The sequence below is a fragment of the Gymnodinialimonas sp. JB5-7 genome (assembly GCF_055693405.1).
The window spans coordinates 2,358,104-2,379,190 of sequence record NZ_JBVFUX010000012.1; the positions used below are offsets into that span (position 1 = coordinate 2,358,104).

The 21,087-nt window shown below is 62.1% G+C and carries 20 protein-coding genes and 3 pseudogenes; 13 read left to right on the top strand and 10 right to left on the bottom strand.

Annotation, left to right across the window (positions count from 1 at the left end):
* Positions 1–51: 51 nt before the first annotated feature.
* Positions 52–1,511, top strand: a pseudogene (locus ACZ1HK_RS20680) (Do family serine endopeptidase).
* 68 nt (positions 1,512–1,579) lie between these two features.
* Here the strand turns inward: ACZ1HK_RS20680 and ACZ1HK_RS20685 are convergent.
* Positions 1,580–2,155 (bottom strand): peptidoglycan-binding domain-containing protein, encoded by a 576-nt coding sequence (locus ACZ1HK_RS20685; protein WP_472630281.1) that lies wholly within the window; start codon positions 2,153–2,155, stop codon positions 1,580–1,582.
* Between the two features lie 67 nt (positions 2,156–2,222).
* Entirely contained in the window at positions 2,223–2,606 is a 384-nt protein-coding gene (locus tag ACZ1HK_RS20690; RefSeq protein ID WP_472630282.1) for an OB-fold nucleic acid binding domain-containing protein, read from the bottom strand.
* Positions 2,607–2,722: 116 nt separating this feature from the next.
* On the opposite strand from ACZ1HK_RS20690, the gene ACZ1HK_RS20695 reads away from it, so the two are divergent.
* The 4 genes from ACZ1HK_RS20695 to aspS all read left to right on the top strand — a co-directional run bounded on the left by ACZ1HK_RS20695 (position 2,723) and on the right by aspS (position 7,034).
* The gene (locus ACZ1HK_RS20695; protein WP_472630283.1) at positions 2,723–3,046 is read left to right on the top strand and encodes a 2Fe-2S iron-sulfur cluster-binding protein; all 324 of its coding nucleotides are present in this window, start codon (positions 2,723–2,725) and stop codon (positions 3,044–3,046) included.
* Positions 3,043–3,855, top strand: coding sequence for an FG-GAP repeat domain-containing protein (locus tag ACZ1HK_RS20700; RefSeq protein ID WP_472630284.1), 813 nt, complete (start codon positions 3,043–3,045; stop codon positions 3,853–3,855). The genes ACZ1HK_RS20695 and ACZ1HK_RS20700 overlap by 4 nt, the downstream gene beginning before the upstream one ends.
* Before the next feature lie 175 nt (positions 3,856–4,030).
* Positions 4,031–5,197: a DMP19 family protein gene (locus ACZ1HK_RS20705; RefSeq protein ID WP_472630285.1), complete on the top strand. Its 1,167-nt coding sequence runs from the start codon at positions 4,031–4,033 to the stop codon at positions 5,195–5,197.
* A 61-nt stretch (positions 5,198–5,258) separates the two neighbouring features.
* Positions 5,259–7,034 (top strand): aspartate--tRNA ligase, encoded by a 1,776-nt coding sequence (gene aspS / locus ACZ1HK_RS20710; RefSeq protein WP_472630286.1) that lies wholly within the window; start codon positions 5,259–5,261, stop codon positions 7,032–7,034.
* 10 nt (positions 7,035–7,044) lie between these two features.
* On the opposite strand, the gene ACZ1HK_RS20715 is transcribed toward aspS, so the two are convergent.
* Positions 7,045–7,752: a response regulator gene (locus ACZ1HK_RS20715; RefSeq protein WP_472630287.1), complete on the bottom strand. Its 708-nt coding sequence runs from the start codon at positions 7,750–7,752 to the stop codon at positions 7,045–7,047.
* 156 nt (positions 7,753–7,908) lie between these two features.
* On the opposite strand from ACZ1HK_RS20715, the pseudogene mce reads away from it, so the two are divergent.
* Together mce and ACZ1HK_RS20725 are read left to right on the top strand one after the other, a co-directional pair.
* Positions 7,909–8,310 (top strand): annotated as a pseudogene (gene mce, locus ACZ1HK_RS20720) (methylmalonyl-CoA epimerase); the annotation flags it as partial.
* A gap of 3 nt (positions 8,311–8,313) precedes the next feature.
* Entirely contained in the window at positions 8,314–8,601 is a 288-nt protein-coding gene (locus tag ACZ1HK_RS20725) for a DUF1467 family protein (protein ID WP_472630901.1), read from the top strand.
* On the opposite strand, the gene ACZ1HK_RS20730 is transcribed toward ACZ1HK_RS20725, so the two are convergent.
* The 7 genes and pseudogenes from ACZ1HK_RS20730 to tldD all read right to left on the bottom strand — a co-directional run bounded on the left by ACZ1HK_RS20730 (position 8,564) and on the right by tldD (position 16,484).
* Positions 8,564–9,277 carry an EI24 domain-containing protein gene (locus ACZ1HK_RS20730; RefSeq protein ID WP_472630288.1) on the bottom strand — a complete coding sequence of 238 codons (714 nt, stop codon included), beginning with the start codon at positions 9,275–9,277 and terminating at the stop codon, positions 8,564–8,566. The two genes, ACZ1HK_RS20725 and ACZ1HK_RS20730, sit on opposite strands and share 38 nt — an antisense overlap.
* Positions 9,274–9,819 (bottom strand): nitroreductase family protein, encoded by a 546-nt coding sequence (locus ACZ1HK_RS20735; protein WP_472630289.1) that lies wholly within the window; start codon positions 9,817–9,819, stop codon positions 9,274–9,276. Before ACZ1HK_RS20735 ends, ACZ1HK_RS20730 begins: the two co-directional genes overlap by 4 nt.
* A gap of 106 nt (positions 9,820–9,925) precedes the next feature.
* Positions 9,926–12,623: pseudogene (topA, locus tag ACZ1HK_RS20740) on the bottom strand (type I DNA topoisomerase).
* A gap of 247 nt (positions 12,624–12,870) precedes the next feature.
* Positions 12,871–14,052: a DNA-processing protein DprA gene (gene dprA / locus ACZ1HK_RS20745; protein ID WP_472630290.1), complete on the bottom strand. Its 1,182-nt coding sequence runs from the start codon at positions 14,050–14,052 to the stop codon at positions 12,871–12,873.
* A gap of 35 nt (positions 14,053–14,087) precedes the next feature.
* The gene (locus ACZ1HK_RS20750; RefSeq protein WP_472630291.1) at positions 14,088–14,306 is read right to left on the bottom strand and encodes a hypothetical protein; all 219 of its coding nucleotides are present in this window, start codon (positions 14,304–14,306) and stop codon (positions 14,088–14,090) included.
* Positions 14,307–14,568: 262 nt separating this feature from the next.
* The gene (locus tag ACZ1HK_RS20755; protein ID WP_472630292.1) at positions 14,569–15,063 is read right to left on the bottom strand and encodes a GNAT family N-acetyltransferase; all 495 of its coding nucleotides are present in this window, start codon (positions 15,061–15,063) and stop codon (positions 14,569–14,571) included.
* Positions 15,060–16,484, bottom strand: a complete 1,425-nt coding sequence (tldD, locus tag ACZ1HK_RS20760; RefSeq protein ID WP_472630293.1) for a metalloprotease TldD — start codon at positions 16,482–16,484, stop codon at positions 15,060–15,062. Before tldD ends, ACZ1HK_RS20755 begins: the two co-directional genes overlap by 4 nt.
* 330 nt (positions 16,485–16,814) lie before the next feature.
* Between tldD and coxB the strand changes: the two genes are divergently transcribed.
* The 6 genes from coxB (at position 16,815) to ACZ1HK_RS20790 (ending at position 21,073) form a co-directional block, all read left to right on the top strand.
* Positions 16,815–17,705, top strand: a complete 891-nt coding sequence (gene coxB / locus ACZ1HK_RS20765; protein WP_472630294.1) for a cytochrome c oxidase subunit II — start codon at positions 16,815–16,817, stop codon at positions 17,703–17,705.
* A gap of 9 nt (positions 17,706–17,714) precedes the next feature.
* The gene (gene cyoE, locus ACZ1HK_RS20770; RefSeq protein WP_472630295.1) at positions 17,715–18,650 is read left to right on the top strand and encodes a heme o synthase; all 936 of its coding nucleotides are present in this window, start codon (positions 17,715–17,717) and stop codon (positions 18,648–18,650) included.
* Positions 18,650–18,847, top strand: coding sequence for a hypothetical protein (locus ACZ1HK_RS20775; protein ID WP_472630296.1), 198 nt, complete (start codon positions 18,650–18,652; stop codon positions 18,845–18,847). Before cyoE ends, ACZ1HK_RS20775 begins: the two co-directional genes overlap by 1 nt.
* Positions 18,848–18,861: 14 nt before the next feature.
* Positions 18,862–19,422: a cytochrome c oxidase assembly protein gene (locus ACZ1HK_RS20780; protein WP_472630902.1), complete on the top strand. Its 561-nt coding sequence runs from the start codon at positions 18,862–18,864 to the stop codon at positions 19,420–19,422.
* A 22-nt stretch (positions 19,423–19,444) separates the two neighbouring features.
* Positions 19,445–20,254, top strand: coding sequence for a cytochrome c oxidase subunit 3 (locus tag ACZ1HK_RS20785; RefSeq protein WP_472630297.1), 810 nt, complete (start codon positions 19,445–19,447; stop codon positions 20,252–20,254).
* A gap of 150 nt (positions 20,255–20,404) precedes the next feature.
* Positions 20,405–21,073 carry an SURF1 family protein gene (locus ACZ1HK_RS20790; protein ID WP_472630298.1) on the top strand — a complete coding sequence of 223 codons (669 nt, stop codon included), beginning with the start codon at positions 20,405–20,407 and terminating at the stop codon, positions 21,071–21,073.
* The last annotated feature ends 14 nt before the right edge of the window (positions 21,074–21,087 follow it).

Genomic DNA, 21,087 nt, shown 5'->3' on the forward strand with positions numbered 1-21,087 from the left:
CAGTTCGAAAACAGGCAACCACGTGTGGTTGCACAATCCCAAAGCCGCAGCATGGACATGCGCCTTGTGCTTGGCGCGTTTTTGGCGGCGCTCACGGCCTTGGCGGTTGCGCTTTCGGCCATGCCTGCCCGCGCGCAGTCGGGCGCATTGCCGAACTTTGCCGATCTGGTGGATCAGGTGGGCGACTCGGTGGTCAACATCACGACCTCATCGGTTGTCGCAGGCCGTGCCGGTGGCGCGCAGCCACAGGTGCCCGATGGATCGCCGCTTGAGGATTTCTTCAACGACTTCCTCGATCGCCAGGGTCCAGATGGTGCGCCACGGCGCAGCCAGGCGCTGGGGTCGGGCTTTGTGATCTCCGAGGATGGCTATCTGGTCACGAACAACCACGTGATTGAAGGCGCCGACGAGATCATGATCGAATTCCGCAACGGCACGGAGCTTCCGGCGGAGCTGATCGGCACAGACCCCACCACCGACATTGCGCTACTGAAGGTCGAAAGCGACGTACCGCTGCCATTTGTCGAATTTGGCGTCTCGGCCGACCATCGTGTTGGCGAATGGGTGATGGTTATGGGCAACCCGCTGGGGCAGGGCTTTTCCGTCTCGGTTGGTGTGATCTCAGCATTCGGGCGCTCCTTCAAGGCAGCTACGATGATTTCATTCAGACCGACGCCGCCATCAACCAGGGCAATTCGGGCGGTCCGCTGTTCAACCTTGAAGGCGAAGTGATTGGTGTGAACACCGCGATCCTGTCGCCCACGGGCGGCTCCATCGGGATTGGTTTTGCGATGTCCTCGGATGTTGTCACGAACGTCGTCGCGCAGCTGCGTGAATTCGGCGAAACCCGCCGCGGCTGGCTGGGTGTGCGCATTCAGGATGTGGATGCCAGCATGGCAGAGGCCATGGGCCTGGAAGAGGCGCGCGGCGCCATGGTCACGGACGTTCCCACCGGCCCTGCGCTGGATGGCGGCGTTGAGGTTGGCGACGTGATCCTTTCCTTCGACGGGCAAGAGATCGAGGATACGCGGGAACTGGTCCGCATTGTCGGTGAATCAAACGTTGGCGAAACGGTCCGGGTTCTGGTGTTCCGCGATGGCGCAACAGAAACCCTGCGCGTGACCCTTGGCCGCCGCGAGACGGCCGAAGGCGTGAGCGGCGCGACCGCACCAAATGGCAATGAGCCGACACCTGATGTGGCCCCGACGAGTGAGATCCTCGGCATGACACTGGCCCCACTGACGGATGAGATGCGTCAGGAACTGGGCGCGCAGAACGTCACCGGCGGATTGGTGATCCAGCAGCTTGATCCAGTCTCGGACGCGGCAGAGATGGGCCTGCGTGTGGGTGACATCATCACGGAAGTCACACAGCAGCCGGTCACAACGGTCGAGGATTTCCAGACGCTTCTGCAATCGGCCCGCGATGCGGGGCAGCAGTCGATCCTTTTGCTGATCCGCCGTGATGGCAATCCGCGCTTCATGGCGCTTGCGATTGACGACGGTAACTGACGGCCTGCAATTGCTTGCCTGATCTCAACCCCCGGCGCGTGCGTCGGGGGTTTTTCGTTGTGCGTGCGTTAGCCCGCGTCGCCGCCAGCGGCGAGGCTCGGATCCCAAACCGACAAGCCAAGCTGACGGGCGGCGGCCAGGCTCAGAACCCCGGAATCGAGGCCCTGCGGAGCCTGGTAAGCCCGCACGGCGCGGACCGTCGCGCGATCCAACACGCCGGTGATGGGGCCAGAGTAATGGCCACGGGCCTCCAGCGCACGTTGCAGGGTTGCGATATAGTCGGGATCCGCGATCTGCATGGCGCAGGGCGTTTCAAACCAGGTCTCTGTGCGATCCTCGACAATGCGCTGCTCGGTCGAGGTCACGAAGACGGCGGGGCGGCGGACATTGCCGTTGCGGTCCAACTGCTCAGGCTCGACCATGATCTGCTCGGTCACGGTTTCGATCAACGCAGGTTCGATCTCGCGGCCATAGCAGCTTGACGGGTTTGCATCCGGTGGCCCGATCCCGCGCATCACCTGCACGCCGGCGGCCCCGTAATGGGTCGTGGGTTCGATCACCGACGTAAAGCCGGTGTCGTCGGGCGCGCTTGCAACGCACGCCGACAAGCCGCCAAAGGCGGCCAGTAGGATCAGTTTACGCATGGGCCTGCTCGGGTCCTGCCTTTTGTTATCCCGCCAGTATAGCGTAAATGCCGCGTCCTGGAAAGGATCACGGTTGATCGCCGGCCTTTGCGCCCTGATGCAGGCGCACCAGTTCATCGAGCATGGGCGAGATATCTTCGACATGCTCGGCGATGACATGTGTCACGCCGGACTCGCGCTGGATGCGCCCGGTGACGCGCAAAAGTCGTCCGGCAATCACAGCCCGGCGGTATTTCAGGTACATCTTCTGCCAGACGATCACGTTGCAGACGCCAAACTCATCCTCGAGCGTGATGAAAATCACGCCCTTGGCCGTGCCGGGCCTTTGACGCACCAGCACCAGTCCGGCCACGCAAATCCGTGCATTTTCCGGCGGAAGATGCAGCAAGTGATGGGGCAGGCAATCGGGTGGCCTGGGCCATTCGGGGGCGCGGAGGGCGGGTTCGACCATATGGAACAAAAATAGAACAAATGCGCGCGCGTGCAAGGTGTCGTATTCAGGCTGGAAAGCGGGGCACTGGCGTATTACCTAGCGTTGGACTGAAGATACGCGCTTGGGGGCGGATAATGGCAAAGATCACTTATATCGAACATAACGGCACCGAGCATGTCGTGGACGTGGCCAATGGCCTGACGGTCATGGAAGGCGCGCGCGACAACGGCATTCCGGGGATCGAGGCCGATTGCGGCGGGGCCTGCGCCTGTTCGACCTGCCATGTCTATGTGTCCCCCGACTGGGTGCAAAAGCTGCCCGCCATCGACCCGATGGAAGAGGATATGCTGGAATTCGCCTATGAGCCCGACACGACCCGTTCCCGCCTTACCTGCCAGCTGAAGGTCACGGACGCGCTGGACGGGCTGGTCGTACAGATGCCTGAAAAGCAGATTTGAGGGGGCTTCGCGCGCTCCTCGGGTGTGCGCTGTTTTCAGCGCAGACCCTCCTCGCAGCGGCTCCGGCGCACGCGTGCCTGCTGCCGCCCCACCAGACAACCGAGATGCCGGAAAGCGTCTCGGACGCGTGGTCAGAAAATCCGCCGATCCTGGCGTGGTATGACGGGCCGACGCGTCGCTATGCCCACGGCGTGCTTGGCGATGATATCGAGGGCACGCGGCTGCATGTCTATGCGGACACGTCCGTCAGCTCGTGTCTGGATCAGTCGCTGGCCCTACCGGAGGAGCTGGTGTTTGAGGACACCGCGCCACGTCTGGCCGATTTGGACGGAGACGGCACACCCGAAATCATCGTTGTGCAAAGTCACCAGCGCCTTGGCGCGCAGTTGGCCGTGTATCGCGCGTCTGCTGATGGGGTTGGGCTGGACTTGCTGGCAACAACGCCATTCATCGGGCGTTCCAACCGGTGGCTCGCGCCGATTGGCGCTGCGGATTTTGACGGCGACGGCATGATGGACATCGCCTATATCGACCGCCCGCATCTTGCGCGGACGCTGCGGGTCTGGCGGTTTGAGGGGAACAGCCTGACCGAGATTGCGACGCTTGAGGGGCTGACGAACCACCGCATCGGGGAGCCGTTCATTACGGGCGGCGTGCGTGAATGCGGAGACGGCCCCGAGATGGTAACAGCCAACCGCGAATGGACCCAAGTCATGGTGACGGGCTTTGATGGCGGGCGTTTGACGGCGCGTGGCGTGGCGGTGTTCAGCCCGCAAAATGTCGCGCGGGCACTCGCCTGCCAGCTTTGAAATAACGCGCTCATTCCCCCTTAGGGCCGTGTTCTCGCCCATTTCCTCAACAATGGTTTACGCAACGCGCCACTGTTTCGAGGAGTCTGAGCCATGAGCTTCATCAGCCGCATTCTACCGGACCGTACACCGCGCCCGCCGCTGTTATTGGAGGCGGCCTTGGTGCAATCGACGAGTGGACTATGCCGACCATGATTGCGTGCAGGCGGTCGTGAACTACGTTAACGCGACGCAATCCAAGGCATTGATGACATTCGAGGAATTGCCACCAGCTGCGGTCGAGATCTATGAAGTCGACCGCTATCTGGCGCAAGTGAACAATGGCGGGCACGGGCAGTATTGGCACAATTGCGGGCGCCATCTGGCGCGGATCGCACCAGCGGTCGAACGCGGGCTGCGCGCGATCAAGGCCAAGCGACACCTCAAGGCATTCCGGCATTTCGCAAAGGAAATGCGAGGGCAGGAGCCGGCAGCAGATTTTGAAGCCTCGCGGCAGATGTCGATCCACTTCAATGTGCTCGATGATGAGTTCTTCCGCGCCGAGAAGTCCGAACCGCTGGCGGAAAAGCAGGCAAAGCGGATCCGTGGGATGCGTGATGTGGTTCTGCTGGATCGCGACGCGCTGGCCGAAGCCTTTGACGATTTGGCGCAGGCCAATCCGAAGTTCGAGGCGCGCAATGCCGCCAACGAAATCGCGCAGGTGAAAGTCTGGTTCTCGAACCCGCAGATCTTCACCGCCGGTTGGGCGCTGGCGCAGGCCGAGACACCGGATCTGTTTGGCCGCCTCGCCGGGGGCGGACGGATCATCGATATTGCGGGGCAGGCGGGCTATCTGTTTGCGGCTGAGACACTGAATGGCGAGGCCGTGATCATCTTCAACGACGCGGTCTGTTTCGCCCATGAAAAACTATCGCCCGAGGCCATCGCGGCCGAGCGCGCGCGCCGCGCCGCGGCGGATGAGCCTGAAAAATCACACCCCGACTTTCGCGACCGCCTTTGGGCGCTGGACGGGGCCGGTCGCCGGTTGGCGGCGGTTCCGGTCAATGAGGTTGAGGCGATCATGGCGCGGGCGGCGGAGCTGAACATGGGGCTTGCGGCGTTTGCCATGTTGCAAGCGGCCGAATGCACCGACCCGATCACCCATGCGGGCTGCCTCTCGACTTTTGAGACCATGCAGGAGGATGGCGACGTTGCCATGATGATCCGGGCGGGCGACGCCTTGATGATGGTGGTCGCGAATGCGGACGGCGCCACCTTGTGGACCCATGACGCGACCCGCCAACTCGCCGAAATCAGCGCAGCCGAGCTGTCTGACCGTGCGGAGGCCCTGCGGGAGGCTTGACACTTGCGCGCATGGGCGGTCTATCCGGGCCGACTGGTCAAGACCCATCCCGGAGAGCCCCATGCATGCCTATCGCAGCCATACCTGCGCCGCCCTGACCGCCGCCAATGTCGGCGAGACCATTCGCCTGTCGGGCTGGGTGCATCGCCGGCGGGACCATGGCGGTGTGATCTTCATTGACTTGCGCGACCATTACGGGATCACCCAGGTTCTGTGCGACCCCGACAGCCCGGTATTCGCCGAGGTCGAAAAGCTGCGCTCGGAATATTGTGTGCGCATCGACGGGACCGTGAAGGCCCGTGACCCGGAACTGGTGAACCCCAAGCTGCCAACGGGCGAGATCGAGGTTTTCATCCGTGACATGGAAGTGTTGGGTGGTGTGAACGGTGACCTGCCCCTGCAGGTATTTGGCGATCAGGAATACCCGGAAGAGACGCGCCTCTCGTACCGCTACCTCGACCTGCGGCGCGAGAAGATGCAGGCGAATATGGCCCTGCGTTCGGACGTTGTGGCCTCCATCCGCAAGCGGATGTGGGAGATCAATTTCCGCGAATTCCAGACGCCGATCATTACGGCGTCCTCGCCCGAAGGCGCGCGGGACTTCCTGGTGCCCTCACGTCTGCATCCGGGCAAGTTCTACGCGCTGCCGCAGGCGCCACAGCAGTTCAAGCAATTGCTCATGGTTTCGGGGTTCGACAAGTATTTCCAGATCGCGCCGTGTTTCCGCGATGAAGACCCGCGCGCCGACCGTTCGCCGACGGATTTCTACCAGCTCGACATGGAGATGTCCTTTGTGGAGCAGCAGGATGTGTTCGACACGGTTGAGCCGGTCCTGCGCGGTGTGTTCGAGGAGTTTGGCAAAGGGGCCACAGTTGATCAGGACTGGCCGCAGATTTCCTATGCGGATGCTGCGCTTTGGTATGGCACCGACAAGCCGGACCTGCGCAACCCGATCAAGATGCAAGTGGTGTCTGAGCATTTCGCAGGCTCAGGCTTCGCGATTTTCGCCAAGCTGTTGGAGCAAGAGGGCACGCAGGTGCGCGCGATCCCGGCGCCGTCGGGCGGGTCGCGGAAGTTCTGCGACCGGATGAACAAGTTCGCGCAAGAGCAGGGTCTGCCCGGCATGGGCTACATCTTCTGGCGCGATCAAGGCGAAGGCCTGGAGGCGGCAGGTCCGCTGGCCAAGAATATCGGGCCGGAGCGGACGGAAGCGATCCGCCAGCAACTGGGCCTAGATGTGGGCGATGCGGCCTTCTTCCTCGCTGGCAAACCATCGGAATTTGAAGCCGTTGCAGGGCGCGCGCGCGTTGTGATTGGTGATGAGCTTGGGTTGACCGAGCAGAACCGGTTCGCCTTTGCCTGGATCGTCGACTTCCCGATGTACGAGGCCGATGACGAGGGCAAGATCGACTTCTCGCACAACCCGTTCTCGATGCCGCAGGGCGGGCTTGAGGCGCTGGGTGGCGATCCGCTCGGCGTGCTTGGCTACCAGTATGACCTTGCTTGCAACGGGTATGAGCTTGTCTCGGGCGCGATCCGGAACCACCAGCCTGAGATCATGTTGAAGGCGTTTGAACTAGCCGGCTACGGCGAGGATGAAGTGCGCAAGCGTTTTGGCGGCATGGTCAACGCGTTCCAGTATGGCGCGCCACCCCATGGTGGCTGTGCGGCAGGGATCGACCGGATCGTGATGCTGCTGGCGGATACAGCTAATATTCGCGAAGTGATCCTGTTCCCGATGAACCAGCGGGCCGAAGATTTGATGATGGCGGCCCCGTCTGAGCCGATGCCGGATCAGTTGATGGAACTGGGTCTGCGGGTCATCCCGCAAGACTAAATTCCGGCGCTCAGACGCCGTCTGGCATGGCCTGAATGCGACCGGAGAGCAGTTTGCGCAACGCCGCCCGATCCGGGGGACCCAGCGTGTCGGTCATGCCTTGGGCCATGGCCTCCAATGCGTTGTCTTTGATGCCGCGCGCCAACCCGATCAGGAACCGCCTCAGGTAGCCGACCGGTGGGATGTCCAGGGCCAACAGGTCCATGGCATGGCTGAGATCTTCGCGAAGCGCCAATGGATCGGGGTCAACTCCTGTGATTGCAGCTTCCCGCGGGCCCTTCGGGTGCAGGGTTTGAGGCAGGTGGGTCAGGATGGCGGTCTGGAATGCAGCGATGCTGGCGACGGGTTTTGCGATGAAACCATCTGCGCCAGCCTGCATCACCTGACGTTCAGCTTCCTCACGCTCAGCGCCAGAGGTGCCAAGGATCACTTGGCCAGTCGCCCGGTTGTCGACCATGGCGCGGATGAGATCGAGGCCGGAGCCATCGGGCAGACCCAGATCCACAATTGCAATCGTCGGCGCATAAACATTCAGGTGGCGTTCGGCGGACCCAAGGCAATCTGCGCGCCGCAGACGCGCCCCGGATCGCAAACTCATCAATCGGATGGCCTCGGATGCATAGCGGCTGTCTTCCACCACCAGAATGGTCAGGCCGAGCAGCGGGCGCTCGGCCGTCGGCTGCGGTCGCAGGTCAAAGTCGGATAGCAGGTCGTCCATCGTCTCGCCCCCTATGAGTGGGAATGATTCCCTTCGGTTGCCCCGACACTGGCAGTTCTCGGTTTATGAAACGTAAATGCGACATCGGCTCGGCTTGCCACCCGCGCGGGCGCGCGCCATATCGTGCCTCAACCTCATAAACCTCGGATGACCCAAATGATCGGACGCCTGAACCACGTTGCCATTGCTGTGCCTGACCTTGAAGCAGCTGCCGCACAATACCGCGATGCGCTCGGCGCGCAGGTCGGTGCCCCTCAGGACGAGCCGGATCATGGCGTGACGGTCGTGTTCATCGAACTGCCCAACACAAAGATCGAGCTGTTGTACCCACTTGGGGATAACTCCCCCATTGCTGCGTTTTTGGAAAAGAATCCGTCCGGTGGCATGCATCATGTCTGCTACGAGGTTGAGAATATCCTAGAAGCGCGTAACCGGTTGCAGACGCAGGGGGCCCGTGTTCTTGGCAATGGAGAGCCCAAGATCGGCGCCCATGGCAAACCGGTTCTGTTCCTGCATCCGAAAGACTTCACCGGCACATTGGTTGAGTTGGAGCAGGTCTGGATGGGGATCGTCACCGGTATCGTGCTTTACGCGATCATCTGGTTCATGACGCTGCTCGTGGCGCTTCAGGTGCGGGTGACCAGCCAGGATGAAGCGGGCGAACGGGTTGCGGGCACGCACGGCTCGGCCCCGGCTGACGCGCACCTAAAGACGCGGATCAAATGGACCAGCATCGTGGCGGCTGGAATTTGGGCCGTCATAGCCGCGATCATCCTGCTGGAACTCGTCACGTTGGAGGATATCGACCTCTTTACCCGGTTCGGGATGGGCTCGTCTGGCGACCGCTGAGCATGTGGTAGAGGTGCGTGAACGTCGCGGCGCCCAGGATCGGCACCAGGATGTTCACGACAGGTATGGTCAGCGGGACAGCCATCAAAACGCCAGCAAGGAACAGAGTGGGGCGATTGCGTTTGCGGAATTCGGCAGCACCCCGCGCATCGTGGCGGCGCAGGGCCACCATCTGCCCGTATTCACGACCGATCAGGATGCCGTTCACAACCCAGAAGACGATTGGCGCAAACGGACCTGAAATCAGGTAAAAGATCAGACCGATCAGGTTCACGATCGTCAAAATACCAAGGAATTTCACAACATCGACAAGGGCTTCACCCATGCTCAGGCCACGCGCAGGTGGCAAGCCAGGATAGTGGCGATCTTCAACGGCGTCGGAGACCCGGTCGAGGAAGATGCCCATGAAGGCCGCTGAAACAGGCACCATAAGAAAGATCGACAGGACCAACATCAGCGGGATGCCTGCGATGGTCAGTGCGTTGTCGATCCAGTTGATCTCGCCGATCCAGGGCAGAGAGAATGTGTCAGGCACAAACCAGCCGATGATGCCCGCAAAAACCGCGTAAAATCCGACAAGAAGCCCCACTGTCAGCAACAGGCCAAGGCCAAGCACACCCAGAAAGCGGCTGTCGGTCAATTGACCCAAGGCTTTAAAAAAAGCGTTTAGAATCATTTATCTACCCAAGTTGTAAGCGCCTCGACATCGGGGCGAGGGCGGTCTGGCGGTGTGCGTGTCTCGTTTCCTATGTGGATAAAGCCCGCAATGGTTTCATGGGGGAAAAGATCCAGGCCCTGCGTCAGAAACGGGCGGTCGGTGGCGCGCCATCCGGTCAGCCAGACCGCACCCCAGCCGCTGGCCAGTGTCGCGTTCAGAAGGCTGAGGCAGACCGCGGCGGCGGAGGCATATTGCTCATCCACGGGGACTTTGTCTGAGGGTTTAGGGCTGGAGATCACAGCCACGATTAAATGCGCGGTGTCGAACCCACTGGCGTCTTTCTCAACCCGCTCGGGTGCTATGTGAAGCGCCGCGCCGCGCTTGCGGGTTAGTGCGGCAAGCCGTTCGATGGCAGGCCGGCGCAGAACGATCAAGCGCCAGGGTTCCAACTTGCCATGATCGGGGACCCGCAAGGCAGCTGTCAAAAGCGAGTTCAGAGTGTCGTCCGAGGGCGTGTCCGGCCCCAGCATGCGCGGGGGGCGGGACCGACGGTTCAGCAAAAAATCGAGGGCCTCGGGGAGGGCGAAAAGGGGCGCGGATCCGTCATGGATTGGATTTCGGGGGTGGCGCGCGCAAGATCAAGGCTGCACGCACCGAAATCCCGTATCAGTCTGTCTTTTTTGCCGGTTTCTTCTTGGCGGCTGGCTTTTTCTTAGTCGCCGTCTTGCGCTTGCCCGTGCCTTTTCCGCCCTTGGCGATTTTCTCGTTCAGCACCTCGAGGGCTTTTTCCATCGTCACGGCTTCCGGGTCGACATCCTTTGGAAGCGTCGCATTGATCTTGGCCCATTTGACGTAAGGTCCATAGCGGCCCTTCATCACTTGCACCGGACCGCCTTCTTCGGGGTGTTCGCCCAATTCCTTCAACGGCGCGGCCGCCTGGCCTCGCCCGGCGCGCCCGGCGGCTTTTTCGGCGATCAGCTCAACCGCTCGGTTCATGCCAACAGTGAAGACTTCTTCCACATCCGGCAGGTTGGCGTAGATCCGGCCATGTTTGACGTAGGGCCCATAGCGCCCGATCCCGGCCTCAACCGGTTCGCCATCCTCAGGGTGGTCGCCGATCTTGCGCGGCAAGCTGAGCAGCGTCAGCGCCTTTTCAAGGTCGATATCGTCAACCTCCCACCCTTTGGGCAGGGAGGCGCGCGGAGGTTTCTTGTTCTCCTCAGTCACATCGCCAAGTTGGACGTAAGGTCCGAACCGGCCGGTGCGCAGGGTCACGCGCTCGGACGTATCGGGGTCCACACCCAACATTTTGCCGTCCGGCCCGAGGATATCGCCAGTCTGATCGGCGCCTTCCTGAGGCGGGCCAAAGGCGCGTGTGTAGCGGCATTCTGGATAGTTGGAGCAGCCGATGAACGCCCCGCCCGCCCGCGCGGTGCGCATCGAAAGGCGGCCCGCGCCGCAATTCGGGCACAGGCGGGGGTCCGAGCCGTCTTCCTTGGCGGGGAACAGGTGCGGCTCCAGCACCTCGTTGATTTTCTCCAGCACATCCGTGATGCGGAGCTCGGATGTTTCTTCAACCGCGGCGTGGAAATCCTTCCAGAACCGGTCGAGCACGTCCTTGTAGTGGCGATCGCCCGCGCTGACTTCATCCAACTGGTTTTCCAGGTCGGCGGTGAAGTCGTAGCCCACATATTTGCGGAAGTAATTCGACAGGAACACCGTCACGAGGCGGCCCTTATCCTCGGGGATCAGGCGGCCTTTGTCCTTGATGACATAGCCGCGGTTCTGGATCGTATCCATGATCGAGGCATAGGTGGAGGGACGGCCAATCCCGAGTTCTTCCATCCGTTTGACCAGCGTGGCCTCGGTATAGCGGGGCGGGGGCTGGGTGTGGTGCTGTTGGCCGAGAACGGCGCCATTGGCCGACAGGAGGGCGGATTTGGAGCGGCGGAGATCGCCGCCATCTTCTTCTACAACATCCTCGCCTGCGAGCTTGGCGTATTCTCCGGCCAAGCCTTCGGAAGCCAGCGCCATCGCGTCGCCTTGGGTGACTTGGGGCAGGCGGCGGCTGTCTTCGTCATCGCCCTGCACATCGTCACGGCCTTCCTCGTAGACCTTGAGGAAGCCGTCGAAGAGGACAACCTGACCCGTGGCGCGCAACTCGACATCTCCCGCCGTGTCGCCGATGGTCACGGTCGTCCGCTCCATCCGGGCGGCTTCCATCTGGGAGGCGATCGTGCGCTTCCAGATCAGGTCGTAAAGCTTGCGCTGATCGTCCTCCGACAGCTTCAGGTCAGCGGCGGCCTTGGACATATCCGTGGGGCGGATACATTCATGGGCTTCCTGCGCGTTCTTGGCCTTGTTCTTGTAGATCCGCGGTTTGCCGGGGACGTAGGCGTCGCCATAGCGGTCCTTGATTGCTGACCGCGCGTCTTCGACGGCCTCGGGCGCCATGTCGATGCCGTCGGTCCGCATGTAGGTGATGTGCCCGGCCTCGTAGAGACGCTGCGCGGTGGACATGCAGGCCCGCGCGCCCATGCCGAACTTGCGGGACGCCTCCTGCTGGAGGGTGGATGTCATGAAGGGCGGGGAGGGGTTGCGCGAGGTCGGCTTGGCCTCAACCTCGCGCACTTCGAGCGCACGGGAGGCCACGGCCTGAACGGCGAGACCGGCTTCGGCTGATGTGGGCAGATCGTAGCGATCAAGCTTCTTGCCGCCCAGAACGGTCAGGCGCGCTTCAAGCTGTTGGCCACGCGGCGTTTCCAGTGTGGCGCGGACGGACCAATATTCGCGGGGGTTAAACGCCTCAATCTCCATCTCGCGTTCCACGACGAGACGGAGGCAGAACGGATTGCACGCGGCCCGCCGACTTCGCGCCGGGCAGCTTGCGCCAGAGGACGGGCGAGAGAGTGAAGCCCACAAGATAGTCGAGCGCGCGTCGGGCGAGGTAAGCCTCGACCAGCTCCATATCGACTTCGCGCGGCTCGGCCATGGCCTTGGTCACGGCGTCCTTGGTGATGGCGTTGAAGGTCACGCGTTTGACCGGTGTGTCCTTCTTGATGGCCTTGCGCGAAGTCAGCGCCTCTTGCAGGTGCCACGAGATCGCCTCCCCCTCACGATCGGGGTCGGTGGCGAGGATCAGGGAGGGGTCTTCTTTGAGCGCATCGACGATGGCTTTGACGTGTTTTTTGGAATCAGAGGCCACCTCCCACTTCATCGCGAAGGCCTCTTCCGGGTCGACGGAGCCGTCCTTGGAAGGCAGGTCGCGGACGTGGCCGTAGGAGGCGAGAACCGTGTAATCCTTGCCCAAATACTTGTTGATTGTCTTGGCCTTGGCCGGGGATTCGACAACAACAACGGGCATGGATGAGGCACCTTTCAACGTGGGGCTGCCACAGACGTGGCGTGGCGGCGGAACATGTGGGGCCTTGGGGGCGGATGTCAATGCGGGGTATTTTGCGGGGCAGCCGGCCCGGGTCGGCGGACGGCCCACCCGCCCACCCCCGTCCCCCGACCCGGGCCTGATGGCGACGGTCTGGTTTCACAAGCGGACAGTGCACCGGGGGCTGTTGTCGTTTTTGCATTTTCGGGGAACAAAGAAGGGCAGGGCTTCAATCACCCGTGAGATGGACCATGCCGCCTGGTGCACGGCGCAGGCGACCGGACAGTTCGAGCACTGCAAGGGATTGCGCAAGGTCGCGGGGCGTTGTCTGGAGATCGCGGACCAATTGGTCTTCGGCGATGGGTACGGGACCAAGGGCTGCGAGGATGCGCGCCTCCAGCGGATCAGTTGGCGGGTTTGGTTTCGCCACTTCGATCGGTGCCGTGTCGGGTGCGGCTTCGCGCAGCGGCGTTGCAGGGGTACCGAGTGCCTCGATCACGTCGTCGGCGCTTCGGATCAGAGTGGCCCCGTCACGCAGCAGGATATTGCCGCCTGAGGCGCGGCTGTCCATCGGGTGGCCGGGCACTGCCATAACCTCGCGCCCCTGATCAGCGGCCAAGCGAGCTGTAATGAGCGAGCCGGAACGCGCCGCGGCTTCAATCACGATAACGCCCTGTGCGAGACCAGAGACGATGCGATTGCGGCGCGGAAAGTGGCGGGCTTGCGGTTGCAGGCCGAGGGGTTGCTCGGACAGACGCAGGCCGTTTTGTGTGATTTGCGCGGCAAGATCGGCATTTTCGACCGGGTAGACCACGTCGACCCCGCCCGCCATGACGGCGATGGTGCCGGTGGGCAGACTGGCTGCATGGGCCAGGGCATCAATGCCGCGGGCGAGGCCGGAGACCACGGTGAAGCCCGCTTCGCCAAGCTCTGCCGTCAATTTTCGCACCATGCGCGCGCCGAGGCTGGAGGCGTTGCGGGTACCGACGATGGCCACGCAGGGCCGCGCCATCAGGCTGGCCTGGCCCATGCCCCAAAGGATCGGGGGCGCGTCGGGGATCTCGGCCAGATGATCGGGGTAATCGGAATCACCAAGGCAGATCATGCGGGCGCCTGCGCGGGCGGCGGCCCGCAACTCAGCCTTCACCACGGGCTCAGGGCAGGGTTCATAGCCTTTCACGCCAGCGGCGGCGGCGACGTCTGGCAAGGCATCCAGGGCCGCCTTGGCGGATCCATGTTCGGCCAGCAGGCGCAGATAGGTCGCGGGGCCAACGCGGCGCGACCGGATCAGGCGCAGGCGCGTGGCGCGGTCATCATCGCTGGAGGAGGGCGGCGGCACAAATCCCGCCGGGGCTTCATAAAAGCCGGGGTCGGGAGCGTAGTGCAGTTGAGAATCGGGTGCGGTCCACATGGAGACAGGCTTGCGGCCGATTGGTTAACAGAACGTTACTGATCCGCCTCAAGCAACGTGTCCGGTGCAATCCAGCGTGTGGCGCACCATAGGACGAGGGCGTGCAGCGCTACGATGGGCGACAGGATCAGCATCGCACCTATCGCCGCCGCCGTCGGGTCGAGCAGCTGATAAACCAACCCGATCGCAAGGGGAGAAAGACTGACGCAAGCAGTGCCACGGCCCACCCCGCAAAGCCCAACCGCATGGCCCATGCGCCGAGGAGCAGAGCTGCGGGAACGGCGTATATGCCGACAAATGGGGCCAGAACAGCCAGGCCGGAAAAGGAGCCAATGACCTGGAAGGCCGGTATCTCGGTCTGCGTCCCGAGCAACAGGAAGGGAAGCCCGACAGCAAGCATGATCGCAGCCGGCCCGAGCAAGGCGGCAAGGCCAATCTTGACCAAAGCCCAGGCGGTCAGATGACGATGCCCAAAACGGCGTGACCGGAAGGCAGGCGTGAAAAATCGGGCTTTGCTCATGTCGCGGAGTTCAGAGACTTGGTCATGATCTGGACGTGCAGGATGAATGCGCCCGGTCCGTTTGCCGAGTCTAGGGGCACGTCGGCGCGTCGGTCCAATCGCCACCCCTCACGCTCATAGAAACGAATGGCGCGAGCATTTTCGATGACGACATCCAGCCAAGCCTCAACCACGCCTGCAGCGGCCAGGCGGCGCTCCGCATCCTTGAGAAGGTCGGTGGCGAGACCGGATCCACGCGCGGCGGGCGCCACGAACAATTGCTGCATCTCGTCCTCGCGAATAACGCAAAGCCCCAACGGCGCGCCGATTGGTCCGGCTGTGCGCAATGTGTCCAGCATCAGGGGAAGGCGCGAGCGAAAGTCGGCCAGTGTGCGAAGGTTTACCAGCGCCGCCGGGACATGCGCGGCATGGGCTTCGTGCCACGCGTCATGCCAGAGTTGTGCCAGTGGGGCGAGGTCTTCCTCGACCGCTTGTCTGATCGTGTCTCTCACGCAGCCGAGCCGCCCACCGTGAGCCCCCCGATCAGAAGCGTCGGTTGCCCTACGCCCACCGGGACCCATTGGCCGTTCTTGCCGCAATTGCCCATGCCGGGATCAAGCGCCATGTCGTTGCCTATGGCGCGGACCTGCGTCATGGCCGTGGCACCATCGCCGATCAGCGTGGCACCCTTAACAGGCGCGCCCACGATGCCGTTTTTGACGCGGTAGGCCTCGGTGCAGGAGAACACGAACTTCCCGTTCGTGATGTCGACCTGTCCGCCGCCGAAGCCGACGGCGTAGATGCCGTCCTTCACGTCGCCAACAATGTCGCCGGGGTCCAAATCGCCGCCCAACATGTAGGTGTTGGTCATCCGTGTCATGGGCGCATGGTCAAAGCCCTGTCGGCGACCATTGCCCGTGGGCTCTACGCCCATAAGGCGCGCCGATTGCCGGTCCTGCATGTATCCAACGAGGATGCCATCCTCGATGAGGGTCGTCGCGTGGCTTGGCGTGCCTTCATCGTCGACGGAGATTGAACCGCGCCGATCCGGGATCGTGCCATCATCCAACACTGTCACGCCCTTCGCAGCCACGCGCTGCCCCATCAGGCCGGCGAAGGCGCTTTGCTTTTTGCGGTTGAAATCGCCTTCCAGCCCGTGGCCCACGGCCTCGTGCAGCAGGATACCGGGCCAACCGGGGCCAAGTGCCACGTCCATGACACCAGCAGGCGCGGGTTCGGCAGAGAGGTTGACGACGGCGATGCGGAGCGCTTCCTTTGCAACGGATTCCCAGTGCGCACGTTCCATCAAGCCGACAAGACCCACGCGCCCACCGCCGCCCGCGGAGCCAGATTCGCGGCGGCCATTTTCTTCCACAATGATCGAGACATTCAGGCGGACCATAGGCCGAACGTCTGAGACGCGGGTGCCTTCGGGGCGCAGGATTTCAACTTCCTGGTGGGACGCGGCCATCGATGCGCTGACCTGCACAACGCGTGGATCGAGCGCGCGTGCGAACGCGTCAATTTCGGCCAGTGTTTCCAGCTTTACGCCAAACTCGGCCCCCGCCATCGGGTCTTCGTCGGTGTAGAGCTTTTCGTTCGTGCCGCGTGGAGCATCCGCCAAGGTGCCGCCGCCATCCCCCACGGCAAGTCGGGCGGTTTCAGACGCCCGAAGAAGCGCGGCTTCCGACATCTCGGTCGAATGGGCATAGCCCGCGACTTCACCTTTGACCGCCCGCAGGCCAAATCCCTGCGCAGCATCGTAGGAGGCGTTCTTGACGCGGCCATCATCGAAGACCAGCACTTCCGAGCGGCGCCGTTCGAGGAACAGCTCCCCATCTTCGGCCCCGTCGGTTGCCGCGCGCAGGATGCGCAGGGCCGCGCCCTCATCAAGATGAGTCTCAAATGGGCGGAAGGGGCTGGTGTCGGCCATATTCTGATCTCCTTGTTCCTGTCTCTTACATATGTCGTTTTGGGTCAGGTGCGACACCCCGTCTCGCCTGGATGGTGGAATTCTGCGGGGACGGGTATTCGGCTGCTGAAAAGCGAATGTTTTCAAAGGATAGAACCCCTGTGCGGATAGCTTTGCGATGCGCATTCGAGTCTTCAGGCGCGCCTGCGTCGCACCCTTGCCTGAGACAATTTACGCCACTGCCTTGCGCGTTCGCACGCGATATGGTCTGGCCAAATCGGAACAGGACCGGCTGCGACCGGTGGGCATTCCCCCGCCGCGAACGACCGAACGGACAACAGGACAGACCACATGGCACTTCGCACGAAGCTCAGCGGCCTTTGGGCCGCGCTTGGCGCAACCCTTACGGCGACCGCCGTTTCCGCGCAGACCACCGGGATGCGTGAAGGACTGGAAATCATCGGTGCGCCGATCCCCGGCGGCACGGATTTTCAACCGGGCGTAACCGAAGGCGCAATCGACATCCGCGCGCTTGACGGCTTTCTGCACATCATCGCAATCATCATCACAGTGTTCGTGCTTGGCCTGATGCTTTGGGTGGCTGTGAAGCACAACGCCAAGGCCAATCCCAAGCCCGCGACCTTCTCGCACAACACGCCGATCGAGGTGACGTGGACGCTGGTGCCGCTGTTGATCCTTGTGGTGATCGGGGCCTTCTCGCTGCCCGTTCTGTTCAAGCAGCAAACGATCCCAGAGGCGGATGTCGTTGTGCGTGCCACGGGCTATCAATGGTACTGGGGCTATGAGTATCCGGAAGAGGGCATCTCCTACGACAGCTTCATGCTGAACGAGGATGAGTTGCTGGATTACGGTTATAGCCGCGATGAATATCTGCTGGCCACGGACACGGCGGTTGTTGTTCCGACGGGTCAGACAGTTGTGGTTCAGGTCACTGCCGCAGACGTGATCCATTCCTGGACGATCCCCGCCTTTGGCGTGAAACAGGACGGAGTTCCGGGTCGCCTCGCAGAACTGCACTTCAACGTCGAGCCGGGGCAGGAAGGCATTTACTTCGGCCAGTGTTCTGAGCTGTGCGGTGCGGCGCATGCCTACATGCCGATCACGGTGTTCGCTGTAACGCCTGAGGAATATGAGGCGTGGCTGGCGGGTGAGGCGGCTGAATTTGCGTCGCTCGAAGGAGCGCGCGCGCCGCGTTACATCGAACTGGCCTCCGCCGAGTAAGCCTGAGCCATGAGCGATTACACCGCACAAACGGCGACCGAGACCCGCACCGCTGAAAGCGAGGCGGGCTTCGGCGATTATCTGGCGCTGCTCAAGCCGCGGGTGATGTCGCTTGTCGTGTTCACCGCGCTGGTCGGCCTGCTGGTCGCGCCCGGCGGTGTGTCGCCAATGATCGGCTTCACGGCGATCCTGTTCATTGCGTTGGGGGCAGGGGCCTCTGGCGCTCTGAACATGTGGTATGACGCAGATATTGATGCGGTGATGAAGCGCACGGCCAAGCGGCCCGTGCCAGCGGGCAAAGTGCCTGCCGGTGAGGCGCTGACGCTGGGTCTTTGGTTGTCTGTAATATCCGTGATCATGCTGGGGCTTGCGACCAATTGGGTCGCTGCGGGCCTTCTGGCGTTCACCATCTTCTTCTACGCCGTCGTCTACACGATGTGGCTGAAGCGGGCGACGCCGCAGAACATTGTCATTGGTGGTGCGGCTGGTGCCTTCCCGCCGGTGATCGGATGGGCGGCTGTCACGGGTGATGTATCCATCGCCTCAATCCTGATGTTCGGCTTGATCTTCATGTGGACACCGCCGCATTTCTGGGCGCTCGCGCTGTTCATGAAGTCGGACTATCACAAGGCCGATGTGCCGATGCTGACGGTGACCCATGGCCGCGCGGAGACGCGCAAGCAAATCCTGATCTACACGGTTTTGCTGGTTCCCGTTGCCCTGGGTCTTGCGTTCACCGCAGTGGCCGGTCCGGTCTATCTGGCCACTGCCGTTGTGCTGAACGCGATCTTCCTGAAAGGCGCATGGGATATCTGGCGCCGGGATGAAGAAACGGCTGAAGCAGACGGATACCTGGTTGAGAAGAAAGTCTTCAAATTCTCACTCCTCTACCTGTTCCTGCATTTTGGCGCCCTGCTTGTTGATGCGATCTGGAGGCTGATCTGATGCCCTTGGCGGAAACGCACGAGATTCACAAACGCCGCTTTGGCCGCAACTTTGGCACTGCACTTTGCCTTGTCGGGTTCTGCGCCGTGGTGTTCGGTCTGACCATCGCAAAGGTCCGGGAAGGCTCCCTGCTGGAGGCCAATGACCATCAGCCTCGTGCTTCGGTCCTTCCGATTTCTGAGGAGTTGAGCCAGTGAGCGAACGGCGCGCCATGGATCCCAAGGCCAAGACCGTCCTGCAACTTCTGGGCGTGATCTGCTTTATGGGCGTGCTCACGGCTGCGGCCGTTCCGTTCTACGATTGGTTCTGCCGTGTCACTGGCTTTGGTGGCGCGACGGTGCAGGCCGATGCAGGCAGCGATGTGATCCTGGATCAGGAGATCCGCATCCGCTTTGCTGCCAACACCGCCCGCGACATGCCGTGGGAGTTCCGCCCAATGGAGCCACATGTGGATATCCGCATTGGTGAGACCGGGCTGGCCTTCTACGAGGCCTACAATCCCACCGATGAACCCATTGCGGGCACGGCCAGCTTCAACGTGGCGCCCTTCGATGTGGGTGGCTATTTCGTGAAGATCGCCTGCTTCTGCTTTGAGCTTCAGGTGCTTCAGCCCGGTGAACGGGTCGAGATGCCAGTGACCTTCTTTGTCGACCCCGAAATCCTGGATGATCCGACGGTGCGCGACACGCCCGCCATAACCCTGTCCTATACGTTCCACGTAACGGACATGCCCGAAAACGACGACTACGCCGCGCTTGACGCAGGCAACTGAACGACAGACCGGAGAGACCACAATGGCCCACGTCAAAAAGCACGACTATCACATCCTGCAGCCCTCGATCTGGCCGCTCGTGGCCGCAATTGGCGCGTTTGCGATGCTGTTCGGTGCGGTCAACTGGATGCATTCCGGCAGCCCCTGGCTGTTCCTCGCCGGGTTCGCTGCGGTGCTTTACGTGATGTTCGCATGGTGGTCGGATGTGGTCAGTGAAAGCCACGATGGCGATCACACGCCGGTTGTGCGCCTCGGCCTGCGCTACGGCTTCATAATGTTCATCATGTCCGAGGTGATGTTCTTCGTCGCCTGGTTCTGGGCGTTCTTCAAACATGCCATCTTCCCGATGAGCGAGTATGAAGCCTCCACCTACGTCACGCCTGATATCCACATTGTGGACCCGTTCCACCTGCCGTTGATCAACACGTTGATCCTGCTTCTGTCGGGCTGCCTTGTGACCTGGGCGCACCACGCGCTGGTCCATGGTGGATCACGCAAGGACGTTGCCACCGGCTTGATCGGCGCTGTGGTTCTTGGCGTGGTCTTCACTGCATTGCAGGCTTACGAGTACTATGAGTTGGTGGCGCATGAGGGGTGGCAATTCATTGACGGCGACCGCTTCTATTCCACGTTCTTCATGGCCACCGGCTTCCACGGCTTTCACGTTGTGATCGGCACGATCTTCCTGTTCATTTGCTGGCTGCGGGTCCGCTCGGGTCACTTCACGGCTGAAAAGCATGTCGGGTTTGAGGCGGCTGCCTGGTACTGGCACTTTGTGGACGTTGTCTGGCTGTTCCTTTTCCTGGCCGTGTATATCTGGGGCCAAGGCTAAGTCGTCCGGGTTCGGGCGGGAATGGCAGAGCGCCCACCCGCCCACCCCGCTCTGCCCTTCCCGCCCTTCGCGGAACGGATAGGTCGCAGTTTTAGATCCAATGAAAGAGGCCTGCCATGCGGTGGGCCTTTCGATTTCAAGGAGGGGCCGGTGCGCGCACGGTTGATTACTGTGACTTTGTTCGGGCTGATCGGGGCGGCCATTCTGGTCAGTCTCGGCGTCTGGCAGCTCCAACGCCTCGCCTGGAAAGAGGGCGTGCTGGCCGAAATTGAAAGCCGCATTTCGGCGGCCCCGATCCCGGTGCCGGACACACCGGACCCGGAGGCAGACCGGTTCCTGCCCGTGCAGGCGCAAGGCGTCCTGGATGGCGACCCCTTGCGGGTTCTCGTATCACTCCAGGGATCTGGCCCCGGCTACCGCCTGATCTCCGCATTTGAAACCGACGGGCGCCGCATATTGGTGGATCGCGGTTTTCTGGCGGAAGGTGTCGCCCTTCCGGAGCCCATCGAGGATCAGGTCACAATCACCGGCAATCTCCATTGGCCGGACGAAGTGGATGGTTTCACGCCTGACCCCGACATCGCCCGCAATCAATGGTTCGCCCGCGATGTGGACGCCATCGCCGCCCATCTTGGGACGGAACCGGTTTTCATCGTGCTGCGCGAAATGTCGGTGTCAGACGCGCCCGTGACGCCTTTGCCCGTGACGTCCGAGGGTATTCCGAACAACCATCTGGGCTATGCAATCCAGTGGTTCGGGCTTGCGCTTGTCTGGTTGGGGATGACAGCGTTCCTGGCTTGGCGTATCACGCGGACCTAACGGCTTAGAGGAAT

Excerpts from the sequence above, each read along its gene's own strand:
- ACZ1HK_RS20685 (WP_472630281.1), bottom strand. The coding sequence starts at position 2,155 with ATGCGTAAACTGATCCTACTGGCCGCCTTTGGCGGCTTGTCGGCGTGC.
- ACZ1HK_RS20690 (WP_472630282.1), bottom strand. The coding sequence starts at position 2,606 with ATGGTCGAACCCGCCCTCCGCGCCCCCGAATGGCCCAGGCCACCCGAT.
- ACZ1HK_RS20695 (WP_472630283.1), top strand. The coding sequence starts at position 2,723 with ATGGCAAAGATCACTTATATCGAACATAACGGCACCGAGCATGTCGTG.
- aspS (WP_472630286.1), top strand. The coding sequence starts at position 5,259 with ATGCATGCCTATCGCAGCCATACCTGCGCCGCCCTGACCGCCGCCAAT.
- ACZ1HK_RS20715 (WP_472630287.1), bottom strand. The coding sequence starts at position 7,752 with ATGGACGACCTGCTATCCGACTTTGACCTGCGACCGCAGCCGACGGCC.
- ACZ1HK_RS20725 (WP_472630901.1), top strand. The coding sequence starts at position 8,314 with ATGGGGATCGTCACCGGTATCGTGCTTTACGCGATCATCTGGTTCATG.
- ACZ1HK_RS20730 (WP_472630288.1), bottom strand. The coding sequence starts at position 9,277 with ATGATTCTAAACGCTTTTTTTAAAGCCTTGGGTCAATTGACCGACAGC.
- dprA (WP_472630290.1), bottom strand. The coding sequence starts at position 14,052 with ATGTGGACCGCACCCGATTCTCAACTGCACTACGCTCCCGACCCCGGC.
- ACZ1HK_RS20750 (WP_472630291.1), bottom strand. The coding sequence starts at position 14,306 with ATGGGCCATGCGGTTGGGCTTTGCGGGGTGGGCCGTGGCACTGCTTGC.
- tldD (WP_472630293.1), bottom strand. The coding sequence starts at position 16,484 with ATGGCCGACACCAGCCCCTTCCGCCCATTTGAGACTCATCTTGATGAG.
- coxB (WP_472630294.1), top strand. The coding sequence starts at position 16,815 with ATGGCACTTCGCACGAAGCTCAGCGGCCTTTGGGCCGCGCTTGGCGCA.
- cyoE (WP_472630295.1), top strand. The coding sequence starts at position 17,715 with ATGAGCGATTACACCGCACAAACGGCGACCGAGACCCGCACCGCTGAA.
- ACZ1HK_RS20775 (WP_472630296.1), top strand. The coding sequence starts at position 18,650 with ATGCCCTTGGCGGAAACGCACGAGATTCACAAACGCCGCTTTGGCCGC.
- ACZ1HK_RS20780 (WP_472630902.1), top strand. The coding sequence starts at position 18,862 with ATGGATCCCAAGGCCAAGACCGTCCTGCAACTTCTGGGCGTGATCTGC.
- ACZ1HK_RS20785 (WP_472630297.1), top strand. The coding sequence starts at position 19,445 with ATGGCCCACGTCAAAAAGCACGACTATCACATCCTGCAGCCCTCGATC.